We start from the raw sequence: 12,152 nt of genomic DNA on the forward strand, positions 1-12,152 counted from the left end.
AGGGCGGCACCCCCTGCGCCTGGCAGGAAGTGCCGCCCTCGGTAAGGACGCGGATCGACCGGGGTCGATCAGAAGTCCATGTCACCACCCGGCATACCGCCACCGGCGGGCGCGGCGGCCTTCTCCGGCTTGTCGGCGATGACGGCCTCGGTGGTCAGGAAGAGCGCGGCGATGGAGGCGGCGTTCTGCAGGGCAGAGCGCGTGACCTTCGCCGGGTCGATGATGCCTTCCTTGACCAGGTCGACGTACTCGCCGGTCGCGGCGTTCAGGCCGTGGCCCGGGGTCAGGTTGCGCACCTTCTCCACCACGACACCGCCCTCGAGGCCGGCGTTGACGGCGATCTGCTTCAGCGGGGCCTCGAGCGCGAGCTTCACGGCCTGGGCGCCGGTCGCCTCGTCACCCTCGAGCTCCAGCTTCTCGAAGACCTGGGAGGCCTGCAGCAGGGCCACGCCACCACCGGCGACGATGCCCTCCTCGACGGCCGCCTTCGCGTTGCGGACGGCGTCCTCGATGCGGTGCTTGCGCTCCTTGAGCTCCACCTCGGTGGCGGCACCGGCCTTGATGACCGCGACACCGCCGGCGAGCTTCGCCAGGCGCTCCTGCAGCTTCTCGCGGTCGTAGTCCGAGTCGCTGTTCTCGATCTCGGCGCGGATCTGGTTCACGCGGCCCTGGACCTGCTCCGTGGAGCCGGCGCCGTCGACGATGGTGGTCTCGTCCTTGGTGATGACCACCTTGCGGGCGCGGCCCAGCAGGTCGAGGGTCGTGTTCTCCAGCTTGAGACCGACCTCCTCGGAGATGACCTCGCCGCCGGTGAGGATGGCGATGTCGTTCAGCATCGCCTTGCGGCGGTCGCCGAAGCCCGGGGCCTTGACCGCGACGGACTTGAAGGTGCCGCGGATCTTGTTGACGACCAGGGTCGACAGGGCCTCGCCCTCGACGTCCTCGGCGATGATCAGCAGCGGCTTGCCCGACTGCATGACCTTCTCCAGGAGCGGGAGCAGGTCCTTGACGGAGCCGATCTTGGAGTTGGCGATCAGGATGTACGGGTCGTCGAGCGACGCCTCCATCCGCTCCATGTCGGTGGCGAAGTACGCCGAGATGTAGCCCTTGTCGAAGCGCATACCCTCGGTGAGCTCCAGCTCCAGACCGAAGGTCTGGGACTCCTCGACGGTGATGACGCCTTCCTTGCCGACCTTGTCCATGGCCTCGGCGATGAGCTCGCCGATCTGGGTGTCGGCGGCGGAGATGGAGGCCGTGGAGGCGATCTGCTCCTTGGTCTCCACGTCCTTGGCCTGCTCGAGCAGGGCACCGGAGACGGCCTCGACGGCCTTCTCGATACCGCGCTTGAGGGCCATCGGGTTGGCGCCGGCGGCTACGTTGCGCAGGCCCTCCTTGACCAGGGCCTGGGCGAGAACGGTCGCGGTGGTCGTACCGTCACCGGCGACGTCGTCCGTCTTCTTGGCGACTTCCTTGACCAGCTCGGCGCCGATCTTCTCGTACGGGTCCTCGAGCTCGATCTCCTTGGCGATGGAGACACCATCGTTGGTGATCGTGGGGGCGCCCCACTTCTTCTCGAGGACGACGTTGCGGCCCTTGGGGCCGAGCGTCACCTTCACGGCGTCCGCGAGCTGGTTCATGCCGCGCTCGAGGCCGCGCCGCGCCTCCTCGTCGAACGCGATGATCTTGGCCATGTGAAGTGGTCCCTCCAGGACTGGGGGTGATTCCTTCGGACCGCGCCCGCGCCCGCGACGGACGGCACGCCTGCCTCGTGGTTCCTTGCCCCACCCGGCCTGCGGGCCTCACCGACCCGGTCCTTCTTTGTCACTCTCACCTTCAGAGTGCTAACGCCAATGATTAGCACTCGCCCCATGAGAGTGCAAGGTGCGCCCGCGGAGCGGGCTCGTTGAGGGGTGGTGGTCGGGCGACGGGCGGGCGCAAGCGGCTCTCAGAGGTCAGGGCCCGCAGGCGGGCACCGCCACGGCACGGACCCCCGACATGCCGAAGGGCCCGCACCCCAGGGCGCGGACCCTTCGATCAAAGAACGGAAGAACGTCGCTGCGATTGACCCGGCGCGTGCTTCAGCCGGCCGCCAGTCGGACCATGTCCGCCTGCGGCCCCTTCTGGCCCTGCGAGATCTCGAAATCGACCCGCTGACCCTCTTCCAGGGTGCGGTATCCGTCCATCTGAATCGCGCTGTAGTGGACGAAAACATCCGCACCACCGTCGACCGCGATGAAGCCGTACCCCTTCTCCGCGTTGAACCACTTGACGGTGCCCTGAGCCATGCCTAACTCCCCTATTACTGGCCCTTGCACGGATCCACACTTCGCGGATCCGGGTCAGACCTCACCCCCCACGGTTGGGGGCGTGCGCCGGAACGCGTCGACCGCGGCTGAATGTATCTGCCCAACTGCCGTCTGCAACAGGTCAATCGGACGAGAATTCCGGGCACGACCGGTCGGGAATTTACTGAGAATTCCCCCGAATTCAGGGCAAGTCGGGCCCCATAAAAGGAGCATAAGACGCAAAAAACCTGCACACTTTGGCCGCTTCTCGTTGCCCGAGAAGCCAGAACTCGTATGCATTCGGCGAGCAGATCCGGGCCGGTTCCCCAACTGTACCGTGCTCAACCATGCAGAATTGCCCCCTCCGCTTCTCTCACGGAGGGGGCAATTGCATGAACTCTTCGTGACCGACGTTACCCACGGTAATAATCGGGGCGTTCGACCTGTTCCGTCAGCCGCCGGCGACGGCCGGGATGATCGAGACACCCGCACCGTCCGGGGTCGCCGTCTCCAGGCCCTGCTCGAAGCGCACGTCGTCGTCGTTCACATACACGTTCACGAAGCGCCGCAGCTTGCCCTGATCGTCCAGCACACGGGCAGCGATCCCCGCATGGTTCTTCTCCAGATCGGCGATGACCTCGGCCAGGGTCGCCCCTTCAGCAGCCACCTCGGCCTGCCCGCCGGTGTAGGTACGCAGGATGGTAGGGATACGAACGCTAACGCTCACGATGAACCTCCGGTCAGGTGTGTGCCCCTCAGGGGCGCGGGGCTGTGTTGGATTTGCGGCTACCGCCGCGCGGGCGCGACCAGCCCCCACCGGCCCGCAGACGAGAGACGAGCCGCTTTACGCCAGCCCAGCCTCACGGAACGACTCAAGATTGGGGCGAATGGTCGCCGTCAACCCAGTCCCGGCAACCGCGTCAAGCGTCTTCAACCCATCCCCGGTGTTGAGCACCACAGTGGTCAGGCTCGGATCAAGCACCCCGTTCTCAAGCAGCTTCTTCGTCACGCCGACGGTCACACCCCCCGCCGTCTCGGCAAAGATCCCCTCGGTCCGCGCGAGCAACTTGATCGCATCCACGACCTGCTCGTCGTTCACGTCCTCCACCGCACCCCCGGTGCGCCGGGCGATGTCCAGCACATACGGCCCGTCCGCCGGGTTCCCGATCGCCAGCGACTTCGCGATGGTGTTCGGCTTCTGCGGCCGGACGACGTCGTGCCCCGCCTTGTACGCGACGGAGACCGGGCTGCACCCCTCGGCCTGGGCGCCGAAGATCTTGTACGGCTTGTCCTCGACGAGCCCGATCTTGATCAGCTCCTGCAGCCCCTTGTCGATCTTCGTGAGCTGCGAGCCCGAGGCGATCGGGATGACCAGCTGGTCGGGCAGCTTCCAGCCGAGCTGCTCGCAGATCTCGTACGCCAGCGTCTTGGACCCCTCGGCGTAGTACGGCCGCAGGTTGACGTTGACGAAGCCCCAGCCCTCGCCGGCCGGGTCGCCGATCAGCTCGGAGCAGAAGCGGTTCACGTCGTCGTAGTTGCCCTCGATGCCGACGAGTTCGCCGCCGTAGATCGCGGCCATGACGACCTTGCCCTGCTCCAGGTCGTGCGGGATGAACACGCAGGAGCGGAAGCCGGCGCGGGCCGCGGCGGCGCCCACCGCGCCGGCGAGGTTGCCGGTGGAGGAGCACGAGAGGGTGGTGAAGCCGAAGACGCGCGCCGCCTCCAGGGCCTGCGCGACGACGCGGTCCTTGAAGGAGTGCGTCGGGTTGCCGGAGTCGTCCTTGACGTACAGACCGCCGGTCACGCCCAGCTCGCGGGCGAGGTTGTCGGCCTTGACGAGCTTGGTCCAGCCGGGGTTGATGTTCGGCTTGTCCGCCACGTCGGCGGGGACCGGCAGCAGGGGTGCGTAGCGCCAGATGTTCGCGGGGCCCGCCTCGATGCGCTTGCGCAGGTCCTCGGGCTCGTAGGCGGAGAAGTCGTAGGCGATCTCGAGCGGGCCGAAACACTCCTCGCACGCGAAGACCGGTCCGAGCGGTACGCGGTGCCCGCACTCGCGGCAGCTCAGGGCGGCGGCGGAGCCGAGGTCGACGGTCGTGGAGTCGGTGGTGCTTGCAGCAGTCTGCACAGCCATGGAGGCGAGGCCCTTTCTCCTCATCTTCCTCACGACGCATCTCGCCGTGAGACGGATTTGGCACCTTCCCTAGCCGGGGAGCCTCGCGGATGATCAGCACTGATCGACGAGTACCGGCTGGAGGGTTGCCGGGGCTTCAACGGGCCGTTTCCCTCTGCCCCTCTGGATGAGCTGTATTCGATTGTGATCGCGGCGACCCCGGACATGGGATGGTCATCCGCGTTGTTCAAGACTGTAACCGACGGCCCCGACAGTTGAGAGAGCCGTCCGTAACGCGAGACAACCGTGAGGAGCCGTCGACCGTGCTGGAAGAAGTCGAGCGCTGGCTGCACACCCGCTCCTGGTCCGCTGCCGACCGCCCGCTCCACCGGATCCTGGCCGCCAAGCAGCGTACGGGTCAGTCGGTCTCCGTCGTCCTGCCCGCGCTCGACGAGGAGGAGACGGTCGGCGACATCGTCGCGGCCGTCCGCCGCGACCTCATGGAGCAGGTTCCGCTGGTCGACGAGATCGTCGTCGTCGACTCGGGCTCCACCGACGGCACCTCGAAGGTGGCCGCCGAGGCGGGCGCGCGAGTGGTGCACCGGGACACGATCCTGCCGCGCATCCCGGCCGTGCCCGGCAAGGGCGAGGTGCTGTGGCGCTCGCTGCTCGTGACATCCGGCGACATCGTCTGCTTCGTCGACGCGGACCTGAAGGAGTTCTCCTCCGGCTTCGTCTCCGGGATCGTCGGTCCGCTGCTCACCGACCCCGGGATCGACCTGGTCAAGGGCATGTACGACCGCCCGCTCGGCGGGGCGGCGGGGCAGGGCGGCCGGGTCACCGAGCTGATGGCGCGCCCGCTGCTGAACATGCACTGGCCGCAGCTGGCCGGCTTCGTGCAGCCGCTCGGCGGTGAGTACGCGGCCCGCCGCGGCCTGCTGGAACAGCTGCCCTTCCCGGTCGGCTACGGCGTCGAGCTGGGCATGCTGGTCGACGCCCTGCACCTGGTGGGCCTCGGCGGGCTCGCCCAGGTGGACGTCGGCGTGCGCAAGCACCGCCACCAGGACGGACAGGCGCTGGGCCGGATGGCCGCCGCGATCTACCGCACGGCGCAGCTGAGGCTGGCCCGCGGACATCTCGTACGGCCGTCGCTGACCCAGTTCGAGCGGGGCGAGGACGGCTTCGAGCCGCGCACCTACGCGGTGGACACCGAGGAACGGCCGCCCATGGCGGAGATCGCCGAGTACGCCGAGCGCAAGGTCGCCTGAGCATCGCCCGAGCGCGGCGACGCGCCGTATACGGCCCACCCACGAGGGGCCACCAAACGTTTGAGCGTTTCCGGGTCGGGCTAGGTTGAGGCTTATGGCTTCCACGCACGGCGCTGCTCATCAGGTGCTGGTCGCGTCCAATCGCGGACCGGTCTCGTACGAGGTGCAGGACGACGGCTCGCTGGCCGCCAAGCGCGGCGGCGGGGGGCTGGTCTCCGGCCTGTCCGCGATCGGGCCGGACGCGGGTGCGCTGTGGGTGTGCTCGGCGCTGTCCGACGGCGACCGGGAGGCGGTGCGGCGCGGGATCGGCGAGGACGGCGTGCGGATGCTGGACATCCCGGCCGACGTGCACGCGGACGCCTACAACGGCATCGCGAACTCGGTGCTGTGGTTCGTCCACCACCTGCTGTACCAGACCCCGCTGGAGCCAGTCTTCGACGCGGAGTTCCGGCGGCAGTGGGCGTCGTACGAGACCTACAACCGGGCCTTCGCCGAGGCGCTCGCCGAGGAGGCGGGGCCGGGCGCGGCCGTGCTGGTGCAGGACTACCACCTCTGCCTGGTGCCGGGGATGCTCCGCGAGCTGCGCCCCGACCTGAGGATCGGGCACTTCTCGCACACGCCGTGGGCACCCGCCGAGTACTTCCGGCTGCTGCCCGACGACATCGCGCAGCAGGTGCTGCGCGGGATGCTGGGCGCCGACCGCCTCGGCTTCCTCACCCGGCGCTGGGCGGACGCCTTCACGGCCTGCTGTACGGCGTTCGTGGACGGTCTCGGGGGCACCGAGGTCGGGGTGCACGGGCTCGGTGCGGACGCGGACTTCCTGCGCGAGCGGGCGCACCGGGACGACGTGACGGAGCGGATGGCGGCGCTGCGGGACGAGATCGGGGAGGGCCGGCGCACCATCGTGCGGGTCGACCGCACCGAGCTGTCGAAGAACATCGTGCGCGGGCTGCTGGCGTACCGTCAGCTGCTCGACTCCCGCCCCGAGTGGCGCGAACGCGTCGTGCACGTGGCCTTCGCCTACCCCTCCCGGCAGGACCTCGCCGTCTACCGGGACTACACGGCCGAGGTGCAGCGGCTCGCGGACGAGATCAACTCCTCTTACGGCACCCCGGGTTGGACCCCGGTCGTGCTGCACGTCAAGGACGACTTCGCCCGCTCGCTCGCCGCCTACCGCCTCGCCGACGTGGCCCTCGTCAACCCGATCCGGGACGGCATGAACCTCGTCGCCAAGGAGGTACCCGTCGTCTCCGACGACGGCTGCGCCCTGGTCCTCTCCCGCGAGGCAGGCGCCCACGCGGAACTGGCCGAGGACGCGATCACGGTCAACCCGTACGACATCACGGAAACCGCGAACGCCCTCCACGAGGCCCTGACCATGCCCGCAGCCGAACGAGCAGAACGCACCAAGCGCCTGGCAGCAGCAGCAACGGCCCTCCCGCCCGCGCAATGGTTCCTGGACCAGCTGAACGCCCTGACCAACCAGGCCGGTTGAACCGCCGGCCTACGAAGCGGCACCCGCGCAGCGGCCGGACGACACCCACGGGCCCGACCACCACGACCGGGACGCCGTCGCCGCGCAGCCAGGCGACGCAGACGACCGCGCTGCCGCCACGCGGCGCTTCCTGCTCCGGCCGGAAGCGCACACCAGCCGGCCCACCTGAGCCGCGGCCCGCGCGGCGGCCGGACGACTCCTGCGGGGCCGCACGCTCCAGCAACTCGGCGACCTCGCTCGTCGCCGCACACCAGCGGGCCCAGGCAGCGGTCGGCGCGGCGCCGGTCAGGCGAGTTGAGCCGCGAGGCCGCGTAGCAACGCCACGACGCCCTCCGGGCCGTTCACCACCAGGTCCGCTCGGTCGCGTAGTTGCATGACCTCGTCGCTGCCGCTGCAGACCAGGAGGCCGGGGACGCCCTCGGTGCGGAGGGTGTCGACCGCGTCGAAGGCGGGGAGGTCGCCGAGGTCGTCGCCGGCGTAGAGGACGGCCGAGGCGCCGATCTCGTGGACGTAGGAGAGTAGGGCCACGCCCTTGTCCATGCCCGGTGGGCGGAGTTCCAGGACGAGGCGGCCGGGTTCGACGATCAGGCCGTGGCGGTGGGCGAGGTCGGTGAGGGGGGCGCGCAGCGCCTCGAAGGCGGCCTGGGGGTCTTGGGCGCGGCGGGTGTGGACCGCGACGGCGCGCCCCTTCTCCTCGATCCAGGTGCCCTGCCAGGCGCCGACGCGGTCGAGGACGCCGGGCAGTTCGGCCCGGACGGCGGCGACGCCGGGATGCGGGGCGGGGGCGCTGACCTCACCGCTGACGGCGTCCCAGCGCTCGGCGCCGTAGTGCCCGAGGACGAGCAGGTGCTCCAGGCCCGGCACGCCCGCGAAGCCGCCATAGCGCACGGCGACCCCGGCCGGGCGGCCGGTGACCACCGCGACGGAGGCGATCCGCGGGGCGAGCGCGGCGAGCGCCGGCACCGCTTCCGGGTGCGCGCGGGCCTGTTCGGGGTCCGCCACGATCGGGGCGAGGGTGCCGTCGAAGTCGAGGCCGACGACGGCTTTCCCGGGGTTCGCGAGGAGTGCGGCGAGTCCTTCGCGGCCCGCTTGTGTGGCAGGCGTCGGCAGGGGGTCCATGGAGTGCGTCGCGTCCGTATCCGTAGGGGTGCCCATACGGCGACCCTAACGGCGAGTGGCCCCCTCAGCGTTCCGCCTGGCGTTGTTCCCTCACCCGCCGCAGCCTGTTCACGGTCACCGGGTCGTGGGCGAGGGCCCTGGTGTCGTCCAGGAGGGCGTTGAGCAGCTGGTAGTAGCGGACCGGGGCGAGGCCCAGCTCCTCACGTATGGCGCGCTCCTTCGCGCCCGGCCCCGGAAACCCCCTGCGCTCCAGGGCCAGGACGGCCCGCTCGCGCTCACCCAGCTGTTTTTGCTCCATGCCCCGCACGGTAGCCCCCGCCACCGACAACGCCTACTGCGCGTTCTCCGCCATGGCCGCCGTCGACTGGATCTGCGCGAGGGTCCCCGCGGGGCTGCCGTTCGGGGCGACGGCCTCGCCTATCTCCTTCTTCACGACCGCGGCGACCTGGGCCCAGGACGTGTTGCCGACCGGGTAGAGCTCGGACACCGGCAGCTGGTCGAGGAACGGCTTGAGATCGGCGTCCCGCTTGTCGTTGCTCATGGCCTCGGAGGCGGACGTGGTGACAGGCAGCAGGTCGTACTCGCGGGAGAAGGCCAGCACGTTCTTGGTGCTGTAGACGAAGTCGAGGAAGTCACCCACCTGCTTGGCGTGCCCGTTCTTCTTGAACGCCATCATCCAGTCGGCGACACCCATGGTGTTCCGGCTCTCGCCGTCCACGCCGGGCATCGGCACCATGCCGTACTTCACCCCCTTCTTCGCGGCGATCTTCATCAGCGAGGGGTGGCCGTTGAGCATGCCGACGTCACCCTTGGCGAACGCGGCGAAGGCGTCGGCCCGGTTGAGCCGACCGGGCGCGACGGGACCGGTCAGGCCCTTGTCGACCAGGTCGTCCTTGAGCCAGTCGAAGGTGGCGACGTTCTTCGCGGAGTCGATGCCGTAGGTGCCGACGTCGTCGGTGTAACCGCCGCCCCCGCTCAGCAGCCACTGCATCGTCTCGGCCTGCGCCTCCTCGGGGCCGAGCGGCAGCGCGTACGGGTACTTCACGCCCTGCGCCTTGAGCGCCCTGGCGTCGTCGGCCAGCTCGTCCCAGGTCTTCGGCGGGGTGATGCCGGCCTGCTTGAAGAGGGTCTTGTTGTAGAAGAGCAGCCGGGTGGAGGCGGCGAACGGCATCCCGTACTGCACGCCCTTCACCTGGCCCGCGGTGGCGAGCTGGGAGGCGAGGTCGGCCTGCGCGGTGATGGAGAGCAGGTCGTCCGCCGTGTAGAGCAGGTCCTTGTCGGCGTAGTCGGCGTACGCGCCGATCTGCGCCATGTCGGGCTCCTGGCCGGCGTCGACCATTTCCTTGACCTTGCGGTCGACGTCGTTCCAGGAGTAGACGCTGACGTCGACCTTCACGTCGGGGTGCTTGCTCTCGTACTCCTCGACCAGGTGGTCCCAGTACTTCTGGGAGCTGTTCGCGGCGGAGTCGCCGTAGTCGGCGGCGATCAGCTTCAGGGTGACGTCCCCCGATCCGCCGGTGACGCCGCAGCCGCCGAGGACCGCCGTCATGCCCAGTGCGGACACTGCCGCGATCGTTCCTGTCCTGCGCCGCTGCACTGCTTGTGACCCCAACCCTGCTGTCTGACCGTTCAATATATGGACACAATAGGTCTACACCACGTGAGTGGACTAGACCTCTCGCGGGTCCTGGGGCCACACTGTCCCCCGTGAGACATGTCATCGCCCTCGACGTGGGCGGCACCGGGATGAAGGCCGCTCTGGTCGCGGCCGACGGCGAGCTGCTGCACCAGGCCCGCAGGGCGACCGGGCGCGAGCGCGGGCCGGACGCCGTCGTCGAGACCATCCTCGACTTCGCCGCCGAACTCAGCGCGTACGGCACCGAGCGCTTCGGCGAGCCCGCGGCCGCGGCCGGCGTCGCCGTCCCCGGCATCGTCGACGCCGAGCGGGGCATCGCCGCCTACTCGGCCAACCTCGGCTGGCGCGACGTCCCCCTGCGCGACCGGCTGTCCGCGAAACTCGGCGTCCCGGTGGCCCTCGGCCACGACGTGCGCACCGGCGGCCTCGCGGAGGGCCGGATCGGCGCGGGCAAGGGCGCCGACCGCTTCATGTTCGTCCCCCTCGGCACCGGCATCGCGGGCGCGATCGGCATCGAGGGCCGGGTGGAGGCCGGCGCGCACGGCTTCGCGGGCGAGATCGGCCACATCGTCGTACGGCCGCAGGGCAGCCCCTGTCCGTGCGGGCAGATCGGCTGCCTGGAGCGGTACGCCTCCGCGGCGGCCGTGAGCGAGGCGTGGGCGGCGGCCTGCGGTGACCCCGAGGCGGACGCCGCGGACTGCGCGAAGGCCGTCGCGTCCGGTGACCCGAACGCCGTCCGGGTCTGGCAGGACGCGGTGGACGCCCTGGCGGACGGCCTGGTCACCGCCCTCACCCTGCTGGACCCGCGCACCCTGATCATCGGTGGCGGCCTCGCGGAGGCGGGGGAAACCTTGTTCACACCCCTGCGGGACGCCGTCCGCCGCCGGGTCACCTTCCAGAAACTGCCGCAGATCGTTCCCGCGGCCCTGGGCGACACGGCCGGTTGCCTCGGCGCCGGCCTCCTGGCCTGGGATCTCCTCGCAACTACCGACACGGAGGTAACGCCCTGATGGCAGCCGACCCAGGGGCGCGGGGAACTGCGCGATCAACCACAACGCACCCGCAGGTACTGACCGGCGGCCAAGTGGTGCTGCCCACCGGCACGGTGCCCGACGGCCGCGTCGTCGTCGACGGCACCCGCATCACCGCCACGGCTCCCGAGAACGCCCAGGTCATCGACGTCACCGGCCACTACGTCGTCCCCGGCTTCGTCGACATCCACAACCACGGCGGCGGAGGCGCCTCCTTCACCTCCGGCACGGTCGAGGAGGTCCTGAAGGGCATCCACACCCACCGGCTGCACGGCACGACCACCGTCGTCGCCTCGACGGTCACCGGTGACATGGACTTCCTCGCCCAGCGGGCGGGGCTGCTGAGCGAGCTCGCGGAGCAGGGCGACATCGCCGGCATCCACTTCGAGGGCCCGTTCATCTCGCCGTGCCGCAAGGGCGCCCACTCCGAGGCGCTGCTGCGCGACCCGGACCCGGCGGAGGTGCGCAAGCTGGTCGACGCGGCGCGCGGCCAGGCCAAGATGGTCACCCTCGCCACCGAACTGCCGGGCGGCGTCGACTCCGTACGGCTGCTGGCGGAGCACGGCGTGATCGCGGCGATCGGGCACACGGACGCGACGTACGAGCAGACGGTGGAGGCCATCGAGGCCGGCGCCACGGTCGCGACGCACCTGTTCAACGCGATGCCGACCCTCGGTCACCGGGCGCCCGGCCCGATCGCCGCCCTGCTGGAGGACGAGCGGATCACCGTCGAGCTGATCAACGACGGCACGCATCTGCACCCCGCCTCCCTCCAGCTGGCGTTCCATCACGCGGGCGCGGGCCGGGTCGCCTTCATCACCGACGCAATGGACGCGGCCGGTTTCGTCGACGGCACGTACATGCTCGGCCCGCTGGAGGTCGAGGTCAGCGAGGGAGTGGCGCGGCTGGTGGAGGGCGGCTCGATCGCCGGCTCGACGCTGACGCTGGACCGCGCGTTCAAGCGGGCGGTGACCGTGGACGGGCTGCCGGTCGAGGACGTGGTGGCGGCGATCTCCGCCAACCCGGCCAGGCTGCTCGGCATGGACGACACCGTCGGCTCCCTGGAGCCCGGGAAGGACGCCGACGTGGTGATCCTCGACGAGCACTTCGACCTCAAGGGCGTGATGCGCCGCGGAGAATGGGTGGTCGATCCCCAACTGGGGTGATCTGTCCGCCTGTTGAGGACGGCGGTTGTGCTGGGAGACTGG

At 70.0% G+C, this 12,152-nt stretch carries 11 protein-coding genes and 1 riboswitch; of the genes, 4 read left to right on the forward strand and 7 right to left on the reverse strand.

Annotated features, from left to right (window positions below):
* Positions 1-68 precede the first annotated feature (68 nt).
* From groL to thrC, 4 genes are all read right to left on the reverse strand, one after another.
* Complete coding sequence (gene groL / locus MQN93_RS16615) at positions 69-1,691, reverse strand: chaperonin GroEL (protein WP_016436692.1); 1,623 nt, start codon at positions 1,689-1,691, stop codon at positions 69-71.
* Between the two features lie 387 nt (positions 1,692-2,078).
* Positions 2,079-2,285 carry a cold-shock protein gene (locus MQN93_RS16620; protein WP_016436693.1) on the reverse strand — a complete coding sequence of 69 codons (207 nt, stop codon included), beginning with the start codon at positions 2,283-2,285 and terminating at the stop codon, positions 2,079-2,081.
* 451 nt (positions 2,286-2,736) lie between these two features.
* On the reverse strand, positions 2,737-3,012 hold the full coding sequence (locus MQN93_RS16625; protein WP_016436694.1) for a MoaD/ThiS family protein: 276 nt from the start codon (positions 3,010-3,012) through the stop codon (positions 2,737-2,739).
* A 117-nt stretch (positions 3,013-3,129) separates the two neighbouring features.
* Positions 3,130-4,416 (reverse strand): threonine synthase, encoded by a 1,287-nt coding sequence (thrC, locus tag MQN93_RS16630; RefSeq protein ID WP_242710067.1) that lies wholly within the window; start codon positions 4,414-4,416, stop codon positions 3,130-3,132.
* A gap of 17 nt (positions 4,417-4,433) precedes the next feature.
* A riboswitch (SAM riboswitch) is annotated at positions 4,434-4,589 on the reverse strand.
* A 129-nt stretch (positions 4,590-4,718) separates the two neighbouring features.
* Here thrC and MQN93_RS16635 point away from each other — a divergent pair.
* Both MQN93_RS16635 and MQN93_RS16640 read left to right on the forward strand, forming a co-directional pair.
* Positions 4,719-5,663 (forward strand): glucosyl-3-phosphoglycerate synthase, encoded by a 945-nt coding sequence (locus MQN93_RS16635; RefSeq protein ID WP_242710068.1) that lies wholly within the window; start codon positions 4,719-4,721, stop codon positions 5,661-5,663.
* Positions 5,664-5,757: 94 nt separating this feature from the next.
* The gene (locus MQN93_RS16640) at positions 5,758-7,158 is read left to right on the forward strand and encodes an alpha,alpha-trehalose-phosphate synthase (UDP-forming) (protein WP_242710069.1); all 1,401 of its coding nucleotides are present in this window, start codon (positions 5,758-5,760) and stop codon (positions 7,156-7,158) included.
* A 285-nt stretch (positions 7,159-7,443) separates the two neighbouring features.
* On the opposite strand, the gene otsB is transcribed toward MQN93_RS16640, so the two are convergent.
* Genes otsB through MQN93_RS16655 form a run of 3 tightly spaced genes read right to left on the reverse strand, consistent with a single transcriptional unit; the run spans position 7,444 to position 9,874 of the window.
* On the reverse strand, positions 7,444-8,313 hold the full coding sequence (gene otsB / locus MQN93_RS16645; protein ID WP_242710070.1) for a trehalose-phosphatase: 870 nt from the start codon (positions 8,311-8,313) through the stop codon (positions 7,444-7,446).
* A 28-nt stretch (positions 8,314-8,341) separates the two neighbouring features.
* Positions 8,342-8,575, reverse strand: coding sequence for a DUF3263 domain-containing protein (locus MQN93_RS16650; RefSeq protein WP_242710071.1), 234 nt, complete (start codon positions 8,573-8,575; stop codon positions 8,342-8,344).
* Between the two features lie 33 nt (positions 8,576-8,608).
* Positions 8,609-9,874 carry an ABC transporter substrate-binding protein gene (locus MQN93_RS16655; RefSeq protein ID WP_443744614.1) on the reverse strand — a complete coding sequence of 422 codons (1,266 nt, stop codon included), beginning with the start codon at positions 9,872-9,874 and terminating at the stop codon, positions 8,609-8,611.
* A 110-nt stretch (positions 9,875-9,984) separates the two neighbouring features.
* Between MQN93_RS16655 and MQN93_RS16660 the strand changes: the two genes are divergently transcribed.
* Positions 9,985-10,923, forward strand: a complete 939-nt coding sequence (locus MQN93_RS16660) for an ROK family protein (RefSeq protein ID WP_242710072.1) — start codon at positions 9,985-9,987, stop codon at positions 10,921-10,923.
* A complete protein-coding gene (nagA, locus tag MQN93_RS16665; protein ID WP_242710073.1) occupies positions 10,923-12,110 on the forward strand; it encodes an N-acetylglucosamine-6-phosphate deacetylase in 1,188 nt (395 codons plus the stop codon). The genes MQN93_RS16660 and nagA overlap by 1 nt, the downstream gene beginning before the upstream one ends.
* The last annotated feature ends 42 nt before the right edge of the window (positions 12,111-12,152 follow it).

Source organism: Streptomyces spinosisporus (genome assembly GCF_022698145.1).
Taxonomy (GTDB): Bacteria; Actinomycetota; Actinomycetes; order Streptomycetales; family Streptomycetaceae; genus Streptomyces; species Streptomyces spinosisporus.

Bases quoted from the DNA above. Each gene is read 5' to 3' on its own strand.
- groL (WP_016436692.1), bottom strand. From the start codon at position 1,691: ATGGCCAAGATCATCGCGTTCGACGAGGAGGCGCGGCGCGGCCTCGAG.
- MQN93_RS16620 (WP_016436693.1), bottom strand. From the start codon at position 2,285: ATGGCTCAGGGCACCGTCAAGTGGTTCAACGCGGAGAAGGGGTACGGC.
- thrC (WP_242710067.1), bottom strand. From the start codon at position 4,416: ATGGCTGTGCAGACTGCTGCAAGCACCACCGACTCCACGACCGTCGAC.
- MQN93_RS16640 (WP_242710069.1), top strand. From the start codon at position 5,758: ATGGCTTCCACGCACGGCGCTGCTCATCAGGTGCTGGTCGCGTCCAAT.
- otsB (WP_242710070.1), bottom strand. From the start codon at position 8,313: ATGGGCACCCCTACGGATACGGACGCGACGCACTCCATGGACCCCCTG.
- MQN93_RS16650 (WP_242710071.1), bottom strand. From the start codon at position 8,575: ATGGAGCAAAAACAGCTGGGTGAGCGCGAGCGGGCCGTCCTGGCCCTG.
- nagA (WP_242710073.1), top strand. From the start codon at position 10,923: ATGGCAGCCGACCCAGGGGCGCGGGGAACTGCGCGATCAACCACAACG.